Source organism: Halorubrum sp. SD683 (assembly GCF_002135045.1).
Classification (GTDB): domain Archaea; phylum Halobacteriota; class Halobacteria; order Halobacteriales; family Haloferacaceae; genus Halorubrum; species Halorubrum ezzemoulense.
Genome location: NZ_NEWJ01000002.1, coordinates 28,949 through 50,823 on the forward strand (window position 1 = coordinate 28,949; position 21,875 = coordinate 50,823).

Annotated in this window: 20 protein-coding genes, 2 tRNA genes and 1 pseudogene; 15 read left to right on the forward strand and 8 right to left on the reverse strand. The window is 69.9% G+C overall.

The features are described 5' to 3' along the window. Positions 1 to 98 precede the first annotated feature (98 nt). On the forward strand, positions 99 to 479 hold the full coding sequence (locus tag B9G49_RS01845) for a cupin domain-containing protein (protein WP_049932736.1): 381 nt from the start codon (positions 99 to 101) through the stop codon (positions 477 to 479). A 41-nt stretch (positions 480 to 520) separates the two neighbouring features. Here the strand turns inward: B9G49_RS01845 and B9G49_RS01850 are convergent, their stop codons facing one another. Next, positions 521 to 1,324, reverse strand: coding sequence for a succinylglutamate desuccinylase/aspartoacylase family protein (locus tag B9G49_RS01850; RefSeq protein ID WP_086215233.1), 804 nt, complete (start codon positions 1,322 to 1,324; stop codon positions 521 to 523). 84 nt (positions 1,325 to 1,408) lie between these two features. Next, on the reverse strand, positions 1,409 to 1,978 hold the full coding sequence (locus B9G49_RS01855) for a DUF309 domain-containing protein (protein WP_086215234.1): 570 nt from the start codon (positions 1,976 to 1,978) through the stop codon (positions 1,409 to 1,411). Between the two features lie 111 nt (positions 1,979 to 2,089). On the opposite strand from B9G49_RS01855, the gene B9G49_RS01860 reads away from it, so the two are divergent. From B9G49_RS01860 to B9G49_RS01890, 7 genes and pseudogenes are all read left to right on the forward strand, one after another. Continuing rightward, positions 2,090 to 2,971, forward strand: coding sequence for an EamA family transporter (locus tag B9G49_RS01860; protein ID WP_049932727.1), 882 nt, complete (start codon positions 2,090 to 2,092; stop codon positions 2,969 to 2,971). Between the two features lie 72 nt (positions 2,972 to 3,043). Then, positions 3,044 to 3,812: pseudogene (locus B9G49_RS01865) on the forward strand (ATP-binding protein). A 30-nt stretch (positions 3,813 to 3,842) separates the two neighbouring features. After that, a tRNA-Leu gene (locus B9G49_RS01870) sits at positions 3,843 to 3,926 on the forward strand. A gap of 505 nt (positions 3,927 to 4,431) precedes the next feature. Next, on the forward strand, positions 4,432 to 6,087 hold the full coding sequence (locus B9G49_RS01875) for a CTP synthase (protein ID WP_049932723.1): 1,656 nt from the start codon (positions 4,432 to 4,434) through the stop codon (positions 6,085 to 6,087). Further along, on the forward strand, positions 6,088 to 7,005 hold the full coding sequence (gene guaA / locus B9G49_RS01880) for a glutamine-hydrolyzing GMP synthase (protein ID WP_086215235.1): 918 nt from the start codon (positions 6,088 to 6,090) through the stop codon (positions 7,003 to 7,005). It begins immediately after the preceding gene. Next, on the forward strand, positions 7,005 to 7,391 hold the full coding sequence (locus tag B9G49_RS01885; RefSeq protein ID WP_049932720.1) for a CTP synthetase: 387 nt from the start codon (positions 7,005 to 7,007) through the stop codon (positions 7,389 to 7,391). The genes guaA and B9G49_RS01885 overlap by 1 nt, the downstream gene beginning before the upstream one ends. After that, positions 7,388 to 7,678 carry a glutaredoxin family protein gene (locus B9G49_RS01890; protein WP_049932718.1) on the forward strand — a complete coding sequence of 97 codons (291 nt, stop codon included), beginning with the start codon at positions 7,388 to 7,390 and terminating at the stop codon, positions 7,676 to 7,678. Before B9G49_RS01885 ends, B9G49_RS01890 begins: the two co-directional genes overlap by 4 nt. Positions 7,679 to 7,723: 45 nt before the next feature. Here the strand turns inward: B9G49_RS01890 and B9G49_RS01895 are convergent, their stop codons facing one another. Then, a complete protein-coding gene (locus B9G49_RS01895; protein WP_086215236.1) occupies positions 7,724 to 9,406 on the reverse strand; it encodes an HVO_2922 family protein in 1,683 nt (560 codons plus the stop codon). A 117-nt stretch (positions 9,407 to 9,523) separates the two neighbouring features. Between B9G49_RS01895 and B9G49_RS01900 the strand changes: the two genes are divergently transcribed. The 4 genes from B9G49_RS01900 to B9G49_RS01915 all read left to right on the forward strand — a co-directional run bounded on the left by B9G49_RS01900 (position 9,524) and on the right by B9G49_RS01915 (position 14,850). Beyond that, complete coding sequence (locus B9G49_RS01900) at positions 9,524 to 10,708, forward strand: amidohydrolase family protein (protein WP_198943796.1); 1,185 nt, start codon at positions 9,524 to 9,526, stop codon at positions 10,706 to 10,708. A gap of 75 nt (positions 10,709 to 10,783) precedes the next feature. Next, positions 10,784 to 12,949 carry an NAD-dependent DNA ligase LigA gene (gene ligA / locus B9G49_RS01905; RefSeq protein WP_086215237.1) on the forward strand — a complete coding sequence of 722 codons (2,166 nt, stop codon included), beginning with the start codon at positions 10,784 to 10,786 and terminating at the stop codon, positions 12,947 to 12,949. Positions 12,950 to 13,030: 81 nt separating this feature from the next. Then, a complete protein-coding gene (locus tag B9G49_RS01910) occupies positions 13,031 to 14,038 on the forward strand; it encodes an ABC transporter ATP-binding protein (protein WP_086215238.1) in 1,008 nt (335 codons plus the stop codon). Further along, the gene (locus B9G49_RS01915) at positions 14,035 to 14,850 is read left to right on the forward strand and encodes an ABC transporter permease subunit (RefSeq protein WP_086215239.1); all 816 of its coding nucleotides are present in this window, start codon (positions 14,035 to 14,037) and stop codon (positions 14,848 to 14,850) included. The genes B9G49_RS01910 and B9G49_RS01915 overlap by 4 nt, the downstream gene beginning before the upstream one ends. 501 nt (positions 14,851 to 15,351) lie before the next feature. On the opposite strand, the gene B9G49_RS01920 is transcribed toward B9G49_RS01915, so the two are convergent. After that, positions 15,352 to 15,425 (reverse strand) — tRNA-Val (locus B9G49_RS01920). Positions 15,426 to 15,486: 61 nt separating this feature from the next. Between B9G49_RS01920 and B9G49_RS01925 the strand changes: the two genes are divergently transcribed. Both B9G49_RS01925 and B9G49_RS01930 read left to right on the forward strand, forming a co-directional pair. Further along, positions 15,487 to 15,963 carry a DUF192 domain-containing protein gene (locus B9G49_RS01925; protein ID WP_086215240.1) on the forward strand — a complete coding sequence of 159 codons (477 nt, stop codon included), beginning with the start codon at positions 15,487 to 15,489 and terminating at the stop codon, positions 15,961 to 15,963. A gap of 66 nt (positions 15,964 to 16,029) precedes the next feature. Continuing rightward, positions 16,030 to 16,443, forward strand: coding sequence for an SHOCT domain-containing protein (locus tag B9G49_RS01930; protein ID WP_086215241.1), 414 nt, complete (start codon positions 16,030 to 16,032; stop codon positions 16,441 to 16,443). A gap of 35 nt (positions 16,444 to 16,478) precedes the next feature. Here B9G49_RS01930 and B9G49_RS01935 read toward each other — a convergent pair whose 3' ends face one another. The 4 genes from B9G49_RS01935 to B9G49_RS01950 form a co-directional block, all read right to left on the reverse strand. Beyond that, on the reverse strand, positions 16,479 to 17,597 hold the full coding sequence (locus B9G49_RS01935; protein WP_086215242.1) for an ABC transporter ATP-binding protein: 1,119 nt from the start codon (positions 17,595 to 17,597) through the stop codon (positions 16,479 to 16,481). 102 nt (positions 17,598 to 17,699) lie between these two features. Beyond that, the gene (locus B9G49_RS01940) at positions 17,700 to 18,644 is read right to left on the reverse strand and encodes a carbohydrate ABC transporter permease (protein ID WP_086215243.1); all 945 of its coding nucleotides are present in this window, start codon (positions 18,642 to 18,644) and stop codon (positions 17,700 to 17,702) included. Beyond that, the gene (locus B9G49_RS01945) at positions 18,641 to 19,627 is read right to left on the reverse strand and encodes a carbohydrate ABC transporter permease (RefSeq protein WP_049932706.1); all 987 of its coding nucleotides are present in this window, start codon (positions 19,625 to 19,627) and stop codon (positions 18,641 to 18,643) included. The genes B9G49_RS01940 and B9G49_RS01945 overlap by 4 nt, the downstream gene beginning before the upstream one ends. A gap of 53 nt (positions 19,628 to 19,680) precedes the next feature. Next, positions 19,681 to 21,024: an ABC transporter substrate-binding protein gene (locus B9G49_RS01950; RefSeq protein ID WP_086215244.1), complete on the reverse strand. Its 1,344-nt coding sequence runs from the start codon at positions 21,022 to 21,024 to the stop codon at positions 19,681 to 19,683. Between the two features lie 147 nt (positions 21,025 to 21,171). Between B9G49_RS01950 and B9G49_RS01955 the strand changes: the two genes are divergently transcribed. After that, entirely contained in the window at positions 21,172 to 21,828 is a 657-nt protein-coding gene (locus tag B9G49_RS01955; protein ID WP_049932702.1) for a DUF4013 domain-containing protein, read from the forward strand. The last annotated feature ends 47 nt before the right edge of the window (positions 21,829 to 21,875 follow it).

The window sequence follows — 21,875 nt, forward strand, 5'->3', positions numbered from 1 at the left end:
CGGCCGGTGTGCGGTTAAGTCACAGGGGTCGGTCGACGTTCGAGCCGCCGGGACCGGGCGGTGAGCAATTAAATACGCGCCTCCCGTCACGGTCGCGTATGAGCGACGCAGGCGACGCCGAGTCGGTCGTGAAGCGCGGCGACGACATCGCGTACGAGCCCGTCGAGGCCGCCGAGGGGCTCTCGAAGGGCGTCCTCCTCGACGAGTCGGACGGCGCGCCGACCTTCGCGATGCGCCGGTTCGAGCTCGAACCGGGCGCCGAGGTCCCCCGCCACACCAACGCGATCGAACACGAGCAGTACGTCCTCGCCGGGGAGTACGTCGTCGGGATCGGCGACGAGGAACGCACCGTGTCGGCCGGCGACACTCTCCTGATCCCGCCGGGGGTCGAACACTGGTACCGCAACGAGCGCGACGAGCCCGGCGCGTTCATCTGTGCGGTGCCGAACGGCGACGACGCGATCGAACTCGTCGAGTAGCGGGCGTCCGGGCTCGGCCTCGCGCGCCGCGAGGCGGGCACCTACTCCAGCGTGCCGACGCGGTCGGCGACGTAGCCGAACTGGTCGCGGTAGCCGTTCGGCGATAACAGTACGGGGTAGAATGGCTCGTCGGCGAGCAGCGGTTCGCCGTCGGCGGCCGCGAACCGCTCGCCGGGCTCGACGCGCTCGAAGTTGCGCGCGAACACCTCGTACGCCTCCGCCTCCGGCTTCGGGATCCGCTCGCGGAGTCGGAACACCGACACGTCCTCCCGACCGCCGGCGTCGAGCACGTCGTCGGCGCCGGGCGCGGAGATGGCGCCGGTCGCGGCGAGGAACGCGCGCGACAGCCAGTAGGCGTTGTCAGCGGCCGCCTCGGAGCCCTGGAGCCCCGCCTCCACTTCGAGCGTGTGCGGGTGCTCGATGAGTCGGCCCTCGGTGAACGCGTCCGTCTGGATCACCGCGTCCACGGGGAGGTGCGGCGCGACAGCGCGGGTCACTTCGTCCATCGAGTCGATGACCGCGAACGGCTCCGCGTACGACTGCGTCGAGTGGATCGCGAGGGTCGTACACCCTTCCAGCGCGTCGACCAGTTCGGCCGCGAGCCGGACCTCGTGGGCCTCCGCGTCGGGGTTCCCGGGGAACGCCCGGTTGAGGTCGGCGTCGAGGTAGCGCTCGCCCGCGTCGAGCGCCGCCTCGTTTGCGGTGACGAGGCGGACCGGTCGCTCGGGGTCGAGGTCGGCGTCGAGCAGACGCTCGACGGCGCGGGCGCCGCAGGGCTCGTCGCCGTGGATCGCGCCGACGACGGCGACCTCGGGCTCCCCGTCGCCCAGATCGTGGATCTCCATACCACACCCTGACGGGCGGCGAATAAGTGGCGTTCGGATCCGCGGCGAGCGGTCCGATCCCCGTGCGTCAGGCAACGCCCGGGCTCAGTGCCCCTCGTCGACGCGCTCAGTGTACTCGTAGTCGGCGGGGTACGCCGGCTGACGTGCGCCGTCGAGGGATATCTGCCACCCGTCGACCGCGGCGGGGTCGTCGAGCGCGGCCCGGAGCGTCTCTCGCACGTCGTCGACGTCGACCCCGTAGAAGTCGCTCGGGATCCCGTCGAGGTACTGGAGGGCCGTCTCGAACAGCGACCGCATCCCCGCGTCGTTCTCGAAGTCGACGCGCTTGTACGCGCCCGCGGCCACCTGGACCATCCCGTGGAGGAAGGCGCTCTCGGCCGTGCCGCTGCCGTAGTTGTACCACTCGTCCTCGAAGCAGTCGTGGCTCTCGTGGTAGGCGCCGTCGTTGAACAGCCGCACGCCGTGTTCGGTCGCGCGTCGGAGCGTCGCGTGTTCCCAGTACCCGCCGACCGCCTGCGCGTCTGGCAGCCCGTCCGCGTCGCCGGACGACGCTTCCGCCTCTCCGGACGCCGCGCGCGACTCGTCGCCCGCGTGCCACCCGGTCGGGTTCCCGAGCGGCGGGGCGACGCCGGGGTCCCGAGTGTGGTCGTCCATGTGCGTGCCGTTCACGCGGCAGCGACCTAACCGTTTCGCGGCGCCGGCGGCGAAGCCGACCGGCCCGCGAACCGAACCTTTCTTTCCCCCGCTCGCGCTCGGGTCGACCGCATGGACGCCGGACTCCTCGCCGCGGTCGCCGCCGCCGTCGTCTGGGGCGCGTACCTCTTCGTCCTGAAGCGCGCCTTCGCCGGATACCCGCCCGCCGCGCTGACGGTGGCGATCAACGTCGCGGCGGTCTCGTGGTTCCTCGCCGGGACCGGGCTGACGGTCGGGTTCGGCGACGCCGCGGCGGGGGTGTCCGGGCTCGTCGCGCCGCGTCGGGCCGCGGTCGTCGCCGTCACGACCCTCGGGACGGCCGCCGCCTTCGTCCTCTTCTTGCGCGCCATCGACCAGGGGGCGGTGTCGTACGTCGCGCCGATCAACAAGATCGTCCCGATGTTCGTCCTCCCGCTGGAGGTCGGACTGCTCGGGCAGGTCCTCGCGCCGGTCCAGGTCGCCGGCGTCGTCGTCACCACCCTCGCGGTGTACGTCGCGAACTACGAGCCGGGGGGTTTCTTCGCGCCGTTCGCGCGGGCCGCGCGCTCCCGGCCGGCGCAGCTGGCGCTCGCGAGCGCGGCCTGCTACGCGGTCGCCGACGTGGGCAAGCGGGTCGCGCTCCAGGAGTTCTCGATCCCCGGCACGCTGTGGGTGCCGCTCCTGCTCGCCGGCGTCGCGGTCGTCCTCTTTCCGGCGGCGCTCCGGAGCCCGTTCGCGGTCACCCGGCGGGACCTCCCGAAGTTCCTCGCGGCCGGCGGGCTCGTCGCGCTCGGCGAGCACCTGACGACGGTCGCGTTCGCGGCGCTGCCCGCGAGCGTCGCCTCCCCCGTGATCAACACGCAGGCGATCGTCGCGGTGGTCCTCGGGGGCGTGCTGCTCGGCGAGCGGCACTTCCGGCTCCGGCTCGCCGCGGCGGTCCTCGCGGTCGCCGGCGTCGCGATGATCGCCGGCTGACGCGGTCGGCCGCTCGCCGCCACGCCCGTCGCTACCCGAGTAACACTCGTCTCTGGGGCCCGTACGGACCGTATGGAAACCCCGCCGGAGTCGGTCCCGATCGATCACGCCGAGTCGATCGTGAACGCCCTCGGCGACGGCGCGTACGTCCTCGACGCCGACCGGAACCGCGTGTTCGTCAACGACCGCCTCCGCGAGGTGACCGGCTTCGACGAGGCGGTCCTCCACGCGAAACACCCCGAGCGACTCGTCGCGGAGGGGCGCTGGAGCGAGGAGGCGGGCGAGCGCTACCGCACCGCGGTCGAGCGCGTCCTCGGGGCCGAAGCCGACGACGAGCGCGTTCGGTCGGATCGAGTCGATGATCGACGAGGCGCTCGTAATGGCCCGCGATCCGGACGCGATCGAGACGGAGGACGCCGCGGTCGACCTCGCCGACCTCGCGGCCGACTGCCTGGGGTCGGGCGACTTCGGCGAGATCCCCGCCGGCGCCGACCTCGCCGTCGCGGACGCCGGCGCCGTCACCGGCGACCCGGCCCTGCTCCGGCGCGCCGTCGGGAACCTCATCGGCAACGCCTTCGAGTACGGCGGGGACGCCCCCACGGTTCGAGTCGGCGTCGACGACCGCGGGCTGTACGTGGCCGACGACGGTCCCGGGCTCCCGGACGACGAGCGCGACCGCGCGGAACTGACCGACTTCGGCGTCTCTCCCGGGGGCGGGACCGGGATCGGGTTCGCCATCGTCGAGCGCGTGGCGGCCGCGCACGGCTGGACGCTCGAAGTCGACGAGTCCCCAGAGGGGGGCTTCCGGGCGACGCTGGTCGGTGCGGAACCGACGGGATAAAGAGGAGGCCGATCCAACGCCAGTCCGCGTGCGAGGGTAGCCAAGCCCGGAAACGGCGGCGGATTCAAGCTCCGCTCCTGTAGAGGTCCGTGGGTTCAAATCCCTCCCCTCGCATCGCCGGGGTCCACCCCCCGTGATGCGGGAAGACGCTCTCGGAGCGCTCTTCCCTCGCAAAATCCACTCGAACGCCGCGAGCGACTGCTCTGTCAAATCGGCTGCCAGAGAGACCTTCGGTCCCTCGCTGGAGTCAGTCGTCCGAAGCGAAGCGAGGACGACTGACGAGGCTGGGGAGGCGCGAGGTGCGGTTGCTGTGTGGGGCGGGACTCAAACGGGCGGTCGCGACGGCGAAGCACGACGAACAAACACCGCAGGGAGCGAGCGGAGTGAGCGACTGAGGACCACAGCGAGTCGCGCGAGTCCTCGCGACCGGGGCTTTGGCGGTGTTCGCCGATGATCCACGGTCACCGACTTCCGAACAAGCGGTCGACCTGACGGCCTCGATCACCTCGCCGCCACCACACAGTTCTCCACGGTGATCCGACACGTCCCGAAACGACACGAACGTCCAGCGAACCGCGGGGTCCGAAACGGTTTTGCCCCGGCCTGCCGGACGGTCGATATGCCAGCAGATCCCGACACGGGGTACGACCCCTCGCTGGGTCGGAAGTTCGTGTTCGTCACGGGCGGAGTGATGTCCGGGCTGGGCAAGGGCATCACCGCCGCCAGCACCGGGCGCCTTCTCGCCAACGCGGGCTTCGACGTCACCGCCGTCAAGGTGGACCCGTACCTCAACGTCGACGCCGGGACGATGAACCCGTACGAGCACGGTGAGGTGTACGTCCTCAAGGACGGCGGCGAGGTCGACCTCGACCTCGGCAACTACGAGCGCTTCCTCGGCACCGACATGACGTTCGACCACAACGTTACCACGGGGAAGACGTACCAGCACGTCATCGAGCGCGAGCGCGCCGGCGACTACCTCGGCAAGACCGTCCAGATCATCCCGCACGTCACCGACGACATCAAGCGTCGCATCCGGGAGGCCGCCGAGGGGAGCGACGTCTGTCTCGTCGAGATCGGCGGGACGGTCGGAGATATCGAGTCGATGCCGTTCCTCGAAGCCCTCCGCCAGTTCGCCCACGAGGAGGACGACGATGACATCCTCTTCACGCACGTCACCCTCGTCCCGTACTCGAAGAACGGCGAGCAGAAGACGAAGCCCACCCAGCACTCCGTGAAAGAGCTGCGCTCGATCGGCCTCCAGCCCGACATCCTCGTCGGCCGCTCGGAGGACCGGCTCGACCCGGAGACGAAAGAGAAGATCGCGCTCTTCTGTGACGTGCCCACGGACGCCGTCTTCTCGAACCCCGATGTCGAGGACATCTACCACGTTCCGCTGATGGTCGAAGACGAGGGATTAGACGAGTACGTGATGGAGCGGCTCGGCCTCGCCGACGAGGCGCTTCCGAAGGAAGAGCGGTCGACGGAGTGGCGCGAGCTGGTCACCCGCGACCGCGACGAGGAGATCGACGTGGCGCTCGTGGGCAAGTACGCGCTCGAAGACGCGTACATGTCGATCCACGAGGCGCTGAAACACGCCGGCATCCAGACCGGCACCGAGGTGAACGTGCTGTGGGTCGATGCCGACGAGACGCAGGCCGAACACGAGAAGCGGCTCGCCGAGGCCGACGCGGTCGTCGTCCCCGGCGGCTTCGGCTCCCGCGGGACCGACGGGAAGATCGAGGCGATCCGCTACGCCCGCGAGAACGGCGTGCCGTTCCTCGGGCTCTGCTTGGGCTTCCAGATGGCCGTCGTCGAACACGCGCGCAACATCCTCGGGCTCGACGGCGCCCACTCCGCGGAGATCGACCCCGACACGCCGCACCCCGTCATCGACCTGCTCCCCGAGCAGTACGAGACGGAGGACATGGGCGGGACGATGCGGCTCGGCGCCCACGAGACCGATATCGAGCCCGACACGCTCGCCGCCCGGGTGTACGACGCCGACGCCTGTACCGAGCGCCACCGCCACCGCTACGAGGTGAACCCCGAGTACATCGACGATCTGGAGGCCGACGGACTCGTCTTCTCGGGGCGCGCCGACAACCGGATGGAGATACTCGAACGCCCGGACCACCCGTTCTTCTTCGGGACGCAGGCGCACCCCGAGTTCCGGTCGCGGCCCGACCGCGCGAGCCCGCCGTTCGTCTCCCTCGTCGAGGCGGCGCTGGGATCGACGGACACAACCGAGCGGAACGCGGACGTGAGGCTATAGATGGTCGAGACGGAGGAATTCATCGCGGAGGCGAAAGCGGAGATACGGGAGGCGATCGGCGACGCGAACGCCGTGATCGCCTTATCCGGCGGGGTCGACTCCTCGGTCGCGGCGACGCTCGCCTACGAGGCGGTCGGCGACCAGCTCACCCCCGTCTACGTCGACACGGGACTGATGCGGAAGGGGGAGACCGCGGAGATACGCGACACGTTCGACTTCATGGAGTCGCTGCGCGTCATCGAGGCGCAGGACCGGTTCTTCGACCGGCTCGAAGGCGTCACTGACCCCGAGGAGAAGCGCCACGTCATCGGCGAGGGGTTCATCGACGAGTTCGAGACGGTCGCGCGCGACGTGGACGCCGACTACCTCGTTCAGGGGACGATCTACCCCGACCGCATCGAGTCGGAGGGGAACATCAAGTCGCACCACAACGTCGGCGGGCTCCCCGAGGTCGTCGACTTCGAGGGGATCGTCGAGCCCGTCCGCGACCTCTACAAGGACGAGGTGCGCGAGGTCGCCCGGGAGCTCGGCCTCGAGGAGATCATCTCCGAGCGCATGCCGTTCCCCGGGCCCGGGCTCGCCGTCCGGATCGTCGGCGAGGTGACCCCCGAGAAGGCCGCGGTCGCCCGCGAGGCGACCCACGTCGTCGAGGAGGAGTTAGCGGCGTACGACCCGTGGCAGGCGTTCGCCGCGGTCCTCGGCAAGGCGACCGGCGTCAAGGGCGACAACCGCGTCCACGGCTGGGTAGTCGCCGTGCGCTCCGTCGAGAGCCGTGACGGGATGACCGCCCGCGCGCAGGAGCTCGACTGGAGTACGCTCCAGCGGATCCAGAGCCGGATCACCGGCGAGAACGAGAACGTGGCGCGGGTCGTCTACGACGTGACCCACAAGCCGCCCGCGACGATCGAGTACGAGTGATGACGGACCAACCACTCGCCGTCGTCGCCGGCCCCGACGAGCACGGGCTCGGCGAGGAGCTCGCCGCGTGCGGCGTCGCGATCAACCGTATCGAGGGGCTCGTCACCGCCGACGCGCTCGCCGAGGCCGGCATCGCCGACGCCGCGTACTTCGTCCTCACCGACGTGGAGGAAGCGACCGGTATCCCAGTCGCGAAAGAAAAGAATCCGGAGGTCCAGATCGTGACGTACGCGAGCCGGTCGCTGCCGGAGTTCGTCGCGACGGTCGCCGACCTCGCGGTCGGCCCCGAACTGCTGGACGCCGCGACGGTCGCCGAGGAGCTGACCGGCGACGCGGACGACCCCGCCGAACCGGCCGACGACGCGGACGGCTCCTCCGAGCCGTGACCGGGGACGAAGCCTCGGCCGACGACGGCCCGACGACCGTCCCGGTCACCCTCTACACCCGCGAGAACTGCTCGTTGTGCGTCGTCGCCCGCGAGACGATCGAGTCGGTCGCCGCCGACCTCGACCCCGTGACGGTCGATATCGACGAGATAGACGTCGATACCGACCCGGAACTGGCCGACGAGTACGGCGAGCGCGTCCCCTACGTGCTGGTCGACGGCCACCCGGCGTTCAAGTACGAGGTCGACGAGCGCGACCTGCGGCTGAAGCTCCTCGCGGCGACCTGATCTGGGTGAAAACGCGCGACGGACCGCCCGGCTCTACCGCCCGGTCTACTGCTCGACCGTCTTCGCCCCGAGCGCGTTGGCCTTCACGCCCGTCACGGCCTCGACGGCGTTCGACCGGGAGGCGTACCCCTCGCCTGAGTCCGCGAGGACGTTGCCGTTGCGGTGACGGAGCCGCCAGCGCCACTCGTCGGCGGCGTCCTCGTATATCTCGAACGCCGCCCCGCCGGCCGCCAGCGCGCTCGCGTCGGTGGCGTACTCGCCGACGCGCTCGACCGCGTCCGTCGCGTTCGACTCGGAGGCGTACCCCTGGCCGGAGTCGGCGATGATGTTCCCGTTGTCGTGGACGAGCCGCCAGCGCCACTTGCCGCCCCTGTCCTCGTAGGCTTCGAACGTCGCCTTGCTCTCGCCGTCGCCCGCCCGGCCCTCCGCCTCCTCGTCGTCCGGGAACTCGAGCCCCGCGCCGCCCGCGTTGGACCTGACGCTGTCGAGCCCCTGCTGTGCCTTCGACCGGGAGGCGTACCCCTGGCCGGAGTCGGCGATGACGTTCCCGTTCTGGTGGACGAGCCGCCAGCGGTACTCGCTGGCCGCGTCCTCGAACACCTCGAACGCGGCGGGGTCGATCCGGAGGTAGTCCGCGGCCGCGACGTGGTCGCGCAGCTTCGAGAGCGCGCGCTTCGCGTTCGACTTGGAGGCGTACCCCTCGCCGGAGTCGCCGACGATCTCGCCGTTGTCGTGGCGGAGCCGGAAGCGCCACTCGTCGGCGGCGTCGGCGTACAGCTCGAACGTCGCGTCGCTCTCCGGGCCCTCCGTCTCGTCCGGGATGGCCACGTCCGGGTCCGTCGCGTCGGTCGGCTCCGGGCCGTCGTCGTCGGCCACGGCCGCCGCCTCCTCGACCGGCGTCTCGATCCGGAGGAGGCCGGCGCCGAGCGCGTTCCGGCGCACGCTGTGGAGGCCCTGCTGGGCTTTCCCGCGGCTGCTGTACCCCTGTCCGGCGGTCGCGATGACGTTGCCGTTGCGGTGGCGGAGCCGCCAGCGCGGCTTCCCGCTCGCGTCCTCGAACAGCTCGAACCGGGCCTTGCTCTCGCGCAGCGACGCGACGACGGCCTCCGCGGCCGTCAGCTCGTCACGGGTCGCTTCGAGCTCGGCCTCTGTCTCCGAGAGATCTTCACGGGCCGCCTCCAGCTCGGACTCCGTCGCCGCCAGCTCGCCGCGGGTCGCCGCCAGCTCCTCACCCGCCTCCTCGGCCGTCGCGGTCGCCGCGGCGGCCTCGTCGCGCATGCGCTCGTAGTCCTCGTAGACGGGGTCCGAGAGCAGGGGGACGACCGTCCCCGCGACCCCGATCAGGAGGAGCCCGACCCCGTAGACGGTGATCACGGCCGGGTCGCCCGACGCGGTGAGCCACCCGTCCGGGAAGACGTTCACGAACCACACGACGCCGAGGACGCTCACCGCCGTGCCGAGGTAGCCGAGGTACGTCCCGGTCCGCCGGAGCGGGAACCGGATCACGGCCCCGAGCATCACGAACGGCGGGGCCAGCGCGGCCAGCGCGTACCCGACGCCGCGGGCGACGGTCGCCGACTCGGTGAGGAGAAACACCGCGACGCCGGCGAGGCCGAGCAGCACGCCGAAGCCGAACAGCCAGTAGCCGTTCACCTCGTCGGTCGTCGTCGGCGTGCCGATTCGCCGCCGGTACAGTCCGCCGCCGTCTTGTTTGTCATTTGTTGCCATATAACGGCTGACTCCGGCCAGCCGGTTATATGTAGTGGCGATTGACACGAGCGCGCGCTCGCCTCCCCGACTACCGCGACCCGAGCGTTTACGACCCTGACGCTCCCTCGTGGTGGCATGTACGTACTGCGAGGCGGTCGCGTGGCGGACGCCGAGGGGACCCGCGAGGCCGACGTGGCGGTCGCGGACGGCGATATCGTCGCGGTCGGCGAGCCGGCGGCGGTCGACGACGCGGTCGCGGAGCGCGACGCGGGGGAGATCACGGAGGTCGACGCCGACGGGCGGGTCGTCTCGCCCGGACTGATCGACGCGCACGTCCACGCGATGATGGACGGGCGACCGGACGTCTCGACGGCGGTCTCCGACAGCGACTACGCGGCGAGCTACCGGGCCGCGAGCAACCTCGAGGCCGCGGTCGAAGCGGGCGTCACGACCGTCCGCGACCTCGGCAGCCGCGGGACGCTCGCGCTCGACGCCGGCGAGGCGATCGCGGCCGGCGACATCGACGGGCCGCGTGTGCTCGCCTGCGGCCGCAACGTGATCATGACCGGCGGCCACGGCAACTGGTTCGGTCGGGAGGCTGACGGCCCCGCGGAGGTGCGGAAGGCGGCCCGCGAGCAGCTGAAGGCGGGCGCGGACGTGCTCAAGTGTATGGCCACCGGCGGTGTGCTCACCGAGGGCGCGGTGACGGGTGCGCCCGAACTGACACCCGAGGAGCTCGCCGCGTTCACCGACGCCGCGGCGCCCACGGACACGCCGACCGCGGCCCACGCTCACGGCGAGGTCGGGATCAAGAACGCGGTGGAGGCCGGCATCTCCAGTATCGAACACGGGACGTTCATGGACCGCGAGGCCGCCGAAATGATGGCCGAGCGCGGCACCTACTGGGTGCCGACCGCGAGCGCCCTCCGCGGCATCGTCGACAACGGGATCGAGGCCGGGATCCCCGAAGACGCCGTCGCGAAGGCCGAGGACGCCGCCGAGCGCTTCGGCGACGCGTGGGACCACGCGCTCGACGCGGGCGTCCCGATCGCGATGGGGACCGACGCGGGCACGCCGTTCAACTTCTTCGAGGAGATCCCGCAGGAGATGGGGTACATGGTCGATTACGGGCTCTCGCCGGAGCGCGCGCTGGAGGCCGCCACCGTCAACGCCGCCGACCTGCTCGGACTCGACGACGTGGGGCTCGTCGCCGAGGGGTATCGGGCCGACCTCGTCGTCCTCGACGCCGACCCGACCGAGGACGTCGAGGCGTGGCGGGGCCCGGACGCGGTGTTCGCCCGCGGCGAGCGCGTCGCCTGACGGCCGACCCGGACACCGTCCGACGGCCGCTCGCGAACCGGCCTTTTTACCGGGTCGCGCCCCGACGATCGACCGATGACGACCTCGTCGACCCGGCACGCGGACCCGGACGAGAACCCTTACGTCGAAGACCTGCCGACCGGCTTCGACCCGGTCGCCGACCTCTCCGAGGACGAGGCCGCCGAACAGGCCGCCCTGCTCCGGGCGGCCGTCCGCGAACACGACCACCGGTACTACGTCGAGGCTGCCCCCCTCGTCACCGACGAGGAGTACGACCGGCTGTTCGCCCGACTGGCGGACCTCGAAGCGGCGTTCGACCTCCCGACCGAGGACTCGCCGACGCGCCGAGTCGGCGGCGAACCGCTCGACGAGCTGGAGAGCGTCGAGCACGTCGCGCCGATGCGCTCGATCGACAACGACACCGACGCCGACGCCGTCCGCGAGTTCGACGAGCGCGTCCGCGAGGGATTGGCGGACGCGGCCGACGCCGGCGACCTCCCCGGGTTCGACCCCGGCGACCTCGCGTACGTCTGCGAGCCGAAGTTCGACGGGCTCTCCGTCGAGGTGGTGTACGAAGGCGGCGCGTACGTCCGCGCGGCCACGCGCGGTGACGGGCGCGAGGGCGACGACGTGACCGAGCAGGTCCGGACGATCGGATCGGTCCCCGCGCGGCTCCGGGGCGACGACCACCCCGAGCGCCTCGCGGTCCGCGGGGAGGTGTACATGCCCCGCGACGCATTCGAGGCGTACAACGAGGCGCTCATGGAGCGCGGCGAGGAGCCCTTCGCGAACCCTCGGAACGCAGCGGCCGGGACGCTCCGCCAGCTCGACCCCGCGGTCGTCGCCGAGCGCCCCCTCGACGTCTTCTTTTTCGACGTGCTGGCGTGGGAGACGGGCGACGACGGCCCCGAGCGCCCCGCGCGCCACCGCGACGCGCTCGACGCGTTCGCGTCGCTCGGCCTCCGGCGGAACGACCGCGTGAAAGTTGTCGACGATGTCGAGGCCGCGATCGACTATCGCGACGAGATCCTCGCCGCCCGCGACGAGCTGAACTACGCGGTCGACGGCGTCGTGATCAAGGTCGACGCGCAAGCGCACCGCGAGGCGCTCGGGAGCACGTCGCGCGCGCCGCGGTGGGCGTTCGCGCACAAGTTCCCGCCGCGGACCGCGACGACAACGGTCGAGGGCGTCACGGTCCAGGTGGGCCGCACCGGACGGCTCACGCCCGTCGCCGAGCTCGACCCCGTCGCGGTCGGCGGGGTCACCGTCTCGCGCGCGACGCTCCACAACCCCGCGGAGATCGAGGCGCTCGGCGTGAACGTCGGCGACCGGGTCCGGATCTACCGCGCGGGCGACGTGATCCCCTACGTCCCGGAGGTCGTCGAGAAGCGGTCGGAGGGGACCTACGAGTTCCCCGACGCCTGCCCGGTCTGCGGCGCCGCGGTCGAGCGCGACGGCCCGCTCGCGTTCTGTACCGGCGGGCTCGGCTGCCCCGCGCAGCTGGAGCGGGCGGTCGAACACTGGGCGCGCCGCGACGCGCTCGACGTGGAGGGGCTCGGCCCGGAGCGCGTCGAACAGCTCCGCGAGGCCGGCCTCGTCGAGTCGCTGCCGGACCTGTACGACCTGACCGCCGCCGATCTCGCCGCACTGGAAGGGTGGGGCGAGACGAGCGCCGAGAACCTGATCGCCGAGCTCGACGCCACCCGCGACCCGCCGCTCGACGACTTCCTCGCCGGACTCGGGATCCCGGACGTCGGCGCGACGACGGCGCGGGCGCTCGCCGCGCACTTCGGGACGCTCGACGCCCTCCTCGACGCCGACGAGGCGGCCCTCCGCGAGGTCGACGACGTCGGCCCCGAAGTGGCCGGGTCGATCCGCTCGTTCTTCGACCGCGAGGAGAACCGCGCCGCGATCGCGGGGCTCCGCGAGCGCGGCGTCGACCCCGAGCCGTTCGAGAGCGACGCGGGCGACGGTCCGGCCGACGCGCTCGACGGCCTCACCTTCGTGTTCACCGGGTCGCTCTCCGTCCCGCGGAGCGAGGCCCAGGCGCACGTCGAGGCGCACGGCGCGTCGGCGACGTCGAGCGTCTCCGGGAACACGGATTACCTCGTCGCCGGCGAGAACCCGGGCCGGTCGAAGCGCGACGACGCGGCCGCCGAGGACGTGCCGGTCGTCGACGAGGACGGGTTCGGCGACCTGCTCGCGGACTGCGGCGTCGACTGGCCGCCGACCGACGACTGAGGCGAGGAGGGTGTGCTCGCCATCGGCCGCGCTCCGCGGCGACCCGCAACCATTTATCAACTTACGACGGAACCGAATGATATGACCGCGATCGAACTGCGGGGCGTGACCAAGGAGTTCGGCGACGTCACGGCCGTCCGCGACCTCGATCTCACCGTCGAAGACGGCGAGGTGTACGGGTTCCTCGGCCCGAACGGCGCGGGCAAGTCGACGACGATCGACATGCTCTTGGACCTCGTCCGCCCGACGGCGGGGACGGTCCGCGTCCTCGGTGCCGACGTGGCGACCGACGGGGTCGATGTCCGGCGTCGGACCGGCGTGCTCCCTGACGGATTCTCTGTGTACGACCGCCTCTCCGGGCGGAAACACGTCGAGTTCGCCGTGGAGTCGAAAGAGGCCGCGGACGACCCAGACGCGCTGTTGGCGCGCGTCGGGCTCGCCGACGCCGCCGACCGGGCCGCCGGGGAGTACTCGAAGGGGATGCGCCAGCGGCTCGCCCTCGCGATGGCGCTCGTCGACGACCCCGACCTGCTGGTCCTCGACGAGCCCTCCTCCGGCCTCGACCCGGCCGGCGCGAAGGAGATGCGCGAGATCGTCCGCGCGGAGGCCGAGCGCGGTGCGACCGTCTTCTTCTCCTCGCACATCCTCGAACAGGTCGACGCCGTCTGCGACCGCGTGGGCATCCTCCGCGACGGCGAACTGGTGGCCGAAGACTCCGTCGAGGGGCTCCGCGAGGCCGTCGGCGGTGAGGAGACGCTTGACGTGGCGGCCGCCGGCGCCGACGACGAGGCGGTGGCGGCGGTCCGCGCGCTCGACGGCGTCTCGGGCGTCACCCGCGACGGCGACGAACTGGTGGTGAACTGCGACAGCGACACGAAGACCGAGGTCATCGCCGCCTTGGAGGACGCCGGCGTCGCGGTCGCCGACTTCCACACCCGCGAGGCGTCGCTAGAGGACCTCTTCCTCGCATACACGGAGGGTGACGCGGCGACGCGCGACGCCGGCGCCGCCCCCTCCGCGCCGACCGAGGGCGAACCGACCGACGACGCGACGGACGACGATTCGGCGCCCGAGGAGGTGGACCGATGAGCCTCATCGCCATCGCCCGGAAGGACTTCCAAGAGACGGTCCGGTCACGGGGCATGATCGCTTTGGTGGTGCTGTTCTCGCTGCTCGTCGCGGCGTTCGCGTTCGCCGTGCGCCCCACAGCCGAGAGCGAGCAGTTCGCCACGGAGGTGCTGTTGAGCGTCTTCATTGGTCCGTTCCTCGTCACGACGCTCGTCCCGCTCGTCGGCGTCGTCGTCGGCTACAACGCGGTGAGCGGCGAGCGCGAGTCCGGTTCGCTGAAACTGCTCCTGTCGCTGCCGCACTCGCGGGCGGACGTGGTCTTCGGCAAGGTCGTCGGCCGCGGCGCGGCGCTCGCGCTCGCGGTGTTCGCCGGCTTCCTGCTCCCCGCGCTCGTGTTGATCGCCGCGCCCGTCGTGTTCAACGGCGGCGCGTTCCTCGGGTACACGGTGTTCGCGGCCGCGCTCGGCGTCGTGTTCGTCTCGATCGCGGTGGGCTTCTCCGCCGCGTCGTCGACCCAGCGCCGGGCGCTCATCGGCGGCGTCGCGATCTACGTCCTCTTCGTCCTGCTCTGGGGCGCAGTCACCGGGCGGCTCGTCGGGGCGGCCGGCCCCCTCGTCGACGCGCTCCCGGTGTCGGCGACGCAGCTCCGGGTGTTCCTCCGCGTCTCGAACCCCACGACCGCGGTGGAGGCGCTGTCGAACGCGTTCCTCGGCGAACAGCTGTTCAGCGGCGAGACGGCGAACCAGCAGCTCTCCGCGGCCGCGATGTTAGTCTTCTGGACACTCGCGCCGCCGCTCGCCGGCCTGCTGAAGTTCGACACCGACGACCTGTAAGCGGGAGCCGCGCCTGCGGCTCGCGGAGTCGCTCGCCGCAGGAAGTTGGATCGGGGGGATTCGAACCGCGCCCTCAGACACGCACGTCGCTGTCGCTCACGGTGTGTTCGCGACAGCGACAGTGGGCTCGGGCGGGTTCGAACCGAAATCGGACGTGCTCGCTCGCTCCGCTCGCTGCGCGCGATCGATAGGGTTCGACAGCCCTCGCACACATTTCTGTGATTCACTCAGCTTTGAACATTGTCGTGTTGACACTATTGGGCCCGAAATCGGAGGGAAAGACGCTCTACGAGGAGTTTACGGTATCGGTCGAACAGGAGAGTGATTCACAGAGGATGATGAAGGCAGCGTTCACGGCGTTTGAACCTTTAGTGGAGAGCGGAGCGTCTGCGGCTGAACCCTCTTTTCCATGCTCACACCGTCTCAGCCGCCATTTTGGTCGATTAAGTGTTAGATACTCAATATTCAAAACTGAGTGATTCACTTCGTTCGTCCCAGAAATGGGCTCGGGCGGGTTCGAACCGCCGATCTCAGCCTTGTAAAGGCCGCGTCATAACCAGCTAGACCACGAGCCCTCACCCGTTTGAACCCACCGGGAGCGGAAAACGGTTTCTTTCTCCGGCGCGACGATCGATCGTGAACCGCCGTCTTGCCGGGGTCGCGGCCGCGCTCGCGCTCGTCCCCCTCGCCGTCGCCGCCGTCGCCGCGACCAACCCCGCGTTCCTGATCACCGGCTACGACACGACCACGGTCGAGGCCGTCGACGACACCGGGGAGTCGCTCGCGACGGTCGAGGCCCGCGTCGCCGACGGCTTCCTGAAGCAGTACGTCGGACTCTCCGCGACCGACGACCTCGACGCGGGCGAGGGGATGCTGTTCGTTCACGGCGACGCCGCCGAGCGCGCCTACGTGATGCGCGACATGGCGTTCCCAATCGATATCGTCTTCGTCGATACCGACGGGACCGTCACGACGATCCACGAGGCCGCGCCGGAGTCAGGCTCGCTCACGCGCTACGAGGGCACCGGGAAGTACGTCCTCGAAGTCCCCTGCGGGTGGAGCGAGCGCCACGGCGTCGACCCCGGCGACCGACTGGTGATCGACCGCGAGTGACGCCGCGGCGCCGCGGTCGCGCCCGGCGACGAAACCGCTTTCAGCCTCGCCGGCGTCGCCACGACCATGACCGGACTCCCCGCCCGGATCGCGTGGAACGTCCGCCACCGCTGGCGGCGGATGTTCGCGCTCTGCGTCGTCGGCGCCGGCGTCGCCGCGCCCCTCCTCACCGGCGTCTGGTGGTGGCTCCCGCTCGTGTGGTTCTTCGGCCTCTTCATCGCTCTCCCGATCCTCCACACGCTGGTGAAGCCGGTCCCGGACGACGGCTCCGACGAGGACGCGCACGCGACCGGCGACCCCGCGCTCGACGCCCTCCGCGAGCGCTACGCGAACGGCGACATCGACGAACGCGAGTTCGAACGCAAGCTGGACCGCCTCCTCGAAACCGAGGACGCCGAGACGGTCGACGCCCCCGGCGAGGACGTCGCGAACAGGGTCCGCGAGGGCGTCCGGCGCGAGGTAGAGCGGCTGCGGGAGTGAAAACGAGGCCACCCCCCGAAAGCGATTCCGGCGCGTTACTCGTCGATCTCGCGGTTGTGGACCGCTTCGCCGGAGGTCCCGTCGAAGAGGTGGATCGTCTCTTCGGGGATCTCGACGGTGATCTCGTCGCCGGCCGAGACCTGCTGGAGGCCGCCGACGGTGGCGATGAACGTCTCGCCCTCCGGGGCGTCCGCGAACCGGAGGTACACGGTGTTCTCGTCGCCCATCGGCTCGACGACCTCGACGACCGTCGAGAAGGTGTGGTCGCCGGCCGAGTCGCCGGCCAGCGAGATGTCCTCCGGACGGACCCCGAGGGTGAGGTCGGTCACGTCGCCCACGTCGTCGAGCGTCGACCCCGAGAGCGGGTAGTCGAACATGTCGCCGATGAGGGTCTCGCCGTCCCGCTCGACGGGGAAGAAGTTCATCGACGGGTCGCCGATGAACCCGGCGACGAACCGGTTCGCCGGCTCGTGGTAACACTCCAGCGGCGTCGCGACCTGCTGGAGCTCGCCGGCGTTGAGGATCGCGATCCGGTCGCCCATCGTCATCGCCTCGGTCTGGTCGTGCGTGACGTACATCGTCGTCACGTCGAGCTCGTCTTGGAGGCGCTGAAGCTCCGTCCGCATCTCCGACCGGAGCTTGGCGTCGAGGTTGCTGAGCGGCTCGTCCATGAGAAACACCTCCGGGTCGCGGACGATCGCCCGCCCGAGCGCCACCCGCTGCCGCTGGCCGCCGGAGAGGTCGGCTGGCTTCCGGTCCAGCAGCTCGGCGATGCCCATCGTCTCCGCGGCGTCGGCGACGCGCGTCTCGATCTCCCCGTCGGAGAGATCCGTCGACTCCTCTAACCCGAACGCCATGTTCTCCTCCACGGTCATGTGGGGGTACAGGGCGTACGACTGGAACACCATCGCGATGTCCCGGTGCTGCGGTTTCACCTCGTTGACCCGCTGGCCCGCGAGGCGGATCTCCCCGCTGGAGATCGTTTCAAGGCCAGCGACCATCCGGAGCGTCGTTGACTTGCCACAGCCCGAGGGACCGACGACGACGAGGAACTCGCCGTCGCGCATCTCGATGTCGACGTCGTCGACGGCGACAATCTCGCCGTCGCCGTCGGGGAACACCTTCGTCACGCCGTCGAGTTCGAGCGTTCCCATCCTATCGCCCCCGCGAGTCGGCGCGGCGGTTTGAGAGCGATTCCCCCGGTCGGCTGCGTGAGTGCTGTCGAGTCATAGATTGCTGCTGGCGAGCGATGGCGGTCACGTCGCCACCCCCTCGGCGAACTCCTCGCCGAACGCGATGTACACCGCGAGCGTCGGGAGGGCGGCGATGAACGCGCCCGCCATGCGGAGCGCGAAGTCTTGGCCTTCGAGGGACGTTCCCAGTCCCGCGAGGATCAACACGATCGGCGCGGCCGCGCTGGACTCCGTTTGGACCAACACGAGGGTGAACAGGAGGTCGTTCCAGATCTGCGTGAACTGATAGATCAGGACCACCGCGAACATCGGTCCCGAGAGCGGGAGCACGATGCGGCGGTAGATCCGGCGAATCGACGCGCCGTCCAGCCGCGCCGCCTCGATCATCTCGTCGCTCATGTTCTTGTAGTACGACCTGAACAGAACAGTACAGATCGGCAGGCCGTACGCCACGTGCGTGATGATCAGTTCGATGACGCTGGCGTAGTCGTTGTTGATCCCGAGCGCCCACAGGAACCCTAACCACTCTTGGAGCGGGATCATCGACCAGAACTGCGAGAGCGGCACGAGAACGGCCTGATAGGGAATGAATACCCCGGCGACCAGCAGCGCGAGGACCGGCGCCTTGTACTTCTGCTTCCAATTCGACTGGGTGAGCCCGTAGGCGGTGAAACTCCCGAGGAGCGCCGAGATGACGGTCGCCGGGATCGCGTACAGCGCGCTGTTGATGAGTCCCCGGCCGAGCGCGTCGAACGCCGCCCGCCACTTCTCGAAAGTGAACGTACCGCCCGTGGGCGGCGCGAAGGGAAGGGACCCGCTCACGCCGCTGGCCGTCTTGAACGAGGTGACGAGCCCCGACTCGATCGGGATCAGGAAGAAGCTCAACATCCCGAGCAGCCCGAGGTACAGGAGGACCCGGTACGCGTCGAGGCCCGAGAGTAGTCCAGCGGACGCTCCGGGGTCCGCTTCCGTTACCGTACCACCGTCGGTTCGTGCGTCGTTGCTCATAGGTTCCCTCGGTTGTACTGGTAGTAGAGGTACGGACCGACGATGCCGAGCGTCATCACGAACAGGGTGATGGCGACCGCGGACGCGTACGCCCAGTTCAGGTTCGCGTACGCCTCGCGGACCATCTTTGTCGCGAGGATGTCGGCCCCGTTCGGTGGTCGGTACCCGCCGACGAGCGAGTAGAGGAAGTCGAACGCCTTCAGCGCGAACACCATCAGGACGACCGAGGCGCTGATCGTCGACCCCTTCAGCTGGGGGATGATCACGCGCCAGTACATCCTGACCGTGGAGGCCCCGTCGACCTTCGCCGCCTCGTAGTGTTCGTTCGGAATCGCCCGCAGGCCCGCGAGGAACACGACCATCGCGTACCCAGCGAACTGCCACATCAGCGCGAACATGACCGCCCAGAGGACGATGTCCGGGTTCCCGATCCAGTCGACTCGGCCGAGTCCGAGCGACGTGATCACGATGTTGATCACCCCGTTGTTGAAGTTGAACATCCACGCCCAGAACTGGGCGGTGACGACGAACGAGAGGCTCATCGGCAGCAGGTAGATCGTCCGGAAGGTGTTCTCGAACCGGATGTTCCGGTCGATGAGGATCGCCAGCCCGAGCCCGAGCGCAAGCGTCACGAGGGTGAACCCGACGAGCAGAATGAAGGTGTTGATCGCGGCGTCGACGAACCCGCTGTCCGCCAACGCGCGGCTGTACATCTGGAGGTCGAGGTCGCTGTAGTCCGGGGTCCCGAATCCGGTGAAGTCCGTCAGCGATATCAGGAGGTTCCAGATGATCGCTCCGTAGACGAACAGTCCCACCAACAGGAACGGCGGGAGCCAGAACTGCGACGACTCCACGAAGTCGCTGCCGAAGCGCTCGTTCAGCGCGGCGACCGGACTGAACCCGGAGCGCTGCCCGTCCTCGGCGACGCCGCCGTCCGTGACCGCGTCGCCACTGTCGTCGCCGGTGTCAGTATTTCGTGTCATATTGTTCTTCGTGCGCCGAAACCGCCGAAATCCGGTCGCATCGTGGACCGGAGTCAGTTAGAGACCGCGTCGACGAATCCTTGCGTGGCGGCGTCGACGTCGTACGGTCCGGAGAATTCGCTGGAGATCACGTCGTTCAGCGACGTCATGGTCTCCGAGGGGACGCCGAGACCGTGCTGGAGGTTCGGCGGTCGCTGGTCCGCGCTGGCGAAGTCCTCCTGCGTCTCCTGGAGGTACGGGCCGAACTGGCTCATGTCCACGTCGGTGCGCGTGGGGATCGAGCCCTTATACTGGTTGAACGCGACCTGTGCCGCCTCGCTGCCGGCGAAGGCCATGAACTGCTCCGTGGCCTCCGGACTCGGGTTGTCCGAGGGGTAGAGGAACGAGTCGAAGTGGAGCATGTACATGCCCTCCGAGCCGGGGTACGTCTTGAAGCCCCAGTCCTCGTCGTAATTGAAGTCCTCGGCGTTCCGGTAGGCGCCGGCCGCCCAGTTCCCCTGGTGGATGAACGCCGCGTTCCCCTCGATGATGTTCTGGTTGGACTCGGTGAGCCCGATCGAGGAGGCGTCCTCGTTGATGTAGTTCCCGAGGATCTCCGCGAGCGACTCGAAGGTCGCGCGGACAGCGGCCTCGTCCGGGCTCCCGTCGAGGAAGCTCATGTACGCGTCGTACCCCTCCTGTCCGAGCATCGTCGAGGCGAACAGCTGGGTCGTGGTCCAGGTGCCGCTCGCGCCGTGGGTCATCGGAATCGCGTCAGTCTCGCTCTGGACCGTCTCCAGCGCGTCGATCAGCGCCGAGACGCTCGTCAGCGAGTCGGGGTCGACGCCCGCTTCCTCGACGACCGACGTGTTGTAGAACAGGCAGTTCAGCCGGTGCGAACCGAGCGGAACGGCCCGGTACGCGCCGTTGTACTGGTGGAGGTCGACCGCCTCGTCGACCATCACGTCCTCGAAGCCTTCGGACTCCCAGACGCCGCCGACCTCGCCCAGCACGCCCTCGTACCGCTGGAGGTTCGGGCCGGGCCAGTTGGCGAAGGAACTCGGCGGGTCGCCGTTCTGGAGCCGGTTCGCGACGACCGCGTCGAGGTTCTGATTCCCGCCGCCGCCGATCGGGTTGAACTCGTGGTCGACGTCCGGATACTCCTCCTCGAAGGCCACGACGAGTGCTTCGGCCGCGCGGGCGCCGTCGCCGCCGGTCCACGCGTGGAGCACTTCGAGCGTGTTATCGCTGCCGCCGTCGCCGTCACTTCCGTCGCCGTCGCCGCCGTCGCTACCGTCGCCGCCGTCGCTACCGTCGCCGCCGTTGCCGCCGGAACAGCCAGCGAGGCCTGCGAGCGTCGCTGCCCCCGTCGCTCCGACGAAGTGTCGCCGCGACAACCGCTTGTCTTGATTTGTCATGGTACTTCACTATGTACAATGGATCTTTGGCATATATACTTACTCATTTTTTTAGAACTATTTCTGACGGATTTCTTTACGGACGGTTTCAGTCCCGAGCGACCCGGGACCGACGGGCATACCACGGTTCGGGCGATGAGCGTACTCATGCGCCCCTCGATCGCCGCCGTCACGTACCCGATCGCCGGCGACGCTGCCGAGCGACCGCTGCTTGCTGTCTGGCTGCTGTTCGCGCTGTCGGTCGTCGTCCCCGTGCTCCCGGCGGTGCCGGTCGTCGGCTACCTCGTCCGCGTGTTGGCCGCCAGCGAGCGCGGCGAGTCGATCCCGCCGTTCCTCTCCGAGCCGCGGACGCTCGTTCGTCGGTCGATCGGGGGAGCGGTCGTCTGTTTGGCGTACCTCGGCGTTCCGCTCGCTGCCCTCCTCGTGACGCTCTACGGGGTCGTCTCGCTGGAACCCGGCGCGAACGCGCCTGTCGGTCGGATCCTCGCCGGCTCGACGGCCGTCCTCTTCCTCGGCATCCTCGGCACGTATCTCGCGCCGATCGCGTTGACCGTGTACGGGCGCGAGGGGTCGCTCCGCGGAGCGTTCTCCCCGGATGCCGTCCGCCCGGTCGCCGGACACGCGGCGTATTTCTTCGGCTGGACGCTCGGCTTCACCGCGCTCGTGGTCACCGTTGGAGTCGGCGGCGCGCTGTTCACCCTGTCGCGTCTCGGCCCCCTCGCTGGGACCCTCGTCCTCGCGTACGGCCTCCTCGTGGCCGCGTACCTCCTGGGTCGCGCCGTCGAGCGCGCGAGGCGACGGTAGGCCGCGCTGTCGGCCGCCGAACGCACGCCGCTGGGGGCGCCGCGACC

Excerpts from the sequence above, each read along its gene's own strand:
- B9G49_RS01845 (WP_049932736.1), top strand. The coding sequence starts at position 99 with ATGAGCGACGCAGGCGACGCCGAGTCGGTCGTGAAGCGCGGCGACGAC.
- B9G49_RS01850 (WP_086215233.1), bottom strand. The coding sequence starts at position 1,324 with ATGGAGATCCACGATCTGGGCGACGGGGAGCCCGAGGTCGCCGTCGTC.
- B9G49_RS01855 (WP_086215234.1), bottom strand. The coding sequence starts at position 1,978 with ATGGACGACCACACTCGGGACCCCGGCGTCGCCCCGCCGCTCGGGAAC.
- B9G49_RS01860 (WP_049932727.1), top strand. The coding sequence starts at position 2,090 with ATGGACGCCGGACTCCTCGCCGCGGTCGCCGCCGCCGTCGTCTGGGGC.
- B9G49_RS01875 (WP_049932723.1), top strand. The coding sequence starts at position 4,432 with ATGCCAGCAGATCCCGACACGGGGTACGACCCCTCGCTGGGTCGGAAG.
- guaA (WP_086215235.1), top strand. The coding sequence starts at position 6,088 with ATGGTCGAGACGGAGGAATTCATCGCGGAGGCGAAAGCGGAGATACGG.
- B9G49_RS01885 (WP_049932720.1), top strand. The coding sequence starts at position 7,005 with ATGACGGACCAACCACTCGCCGTCGTCGCCGGCCCCGACGAGCACGGG.
- B9G49_RS01895 (WP_086215236.1), bottom strand. The coding sequence starts at position 9,406 with ATGGCAACAAATGACAAACAAGACGGCGGCGGACTGTACCGGCGGCGA.
- B9G49_RS01900 (WP_198943796.1), top strand. The coding sequence starts at position 9,524 with ATGTACGTACTGCGAGGCGGTCGCGTGGCGGACGCCGAGGGGACCCGC.
- ligA (WP_086215237.1), top strand. The coding sequence starts at position 10,784 with ATGACGACCTCGTCGACCCGGCACGCGGACCCGGACGAGAACCCTTAC.
- B9G49_RS01910 (WP_086215238.1), top strand. The coding sequence starts at position 13,031 with ATGACCGCGATCGAACTGCGGGGCGTGACCAAGGAGTTCGGCGACGTC.
- B9G49_RS01915 (WP_086215239.1), top strand. The coding sequence starts at position 14,035 with ATGAGCCTCATCGCCATCGCCCGGAAGGACTTCCAAGAGACGGTCCGG.
- B9G49_RS01930 (WP_086215241.1), top strand. The coding sequence starts at position 16,030 with ATGACCGGACTCCCCGCCCGGATCGCGTGGAACGTCCGCCACCGCTGG.
- B9G49_RS01935 (WP_086215242.1), bottom strand. The coding sequence starts at position 17,597 with ATGGGAACGCTCGAACTCGACGGCGTGACGAAGGTGTTCCCCGACGGC.
- B9G49_RS01940 (WP_086215243.1), bottom strand. The coding sequence starts at position 18,644 with ATGAGCAACGACGCACGAACCGACGGTGGTACGGTAACGGAAGCGGAC.
- B9G49_RS01945 (WP_049932706.1), bottom strand. The coding sequence starts at position 19,627 with ATGACACGAAATACTGACACCGGCGACGACAGTGGCGACGCGGTCACG.
- B9G49_RS01950 (WP_086215244.1), bottom strand. The coding sequence starts at position 21,024 with ATGACAAATCAAGACAAGCGGTTGTCGCGGCGACACTTCGTCGGAGCG.
- B9G49_RS01955 (WP_049932702.1), top strand. The coding sequence starts at position 21,172 with ATGCGCCCCTCGATCGCCGCCGTCACGTACCCGATCGCCGGCGACGCT.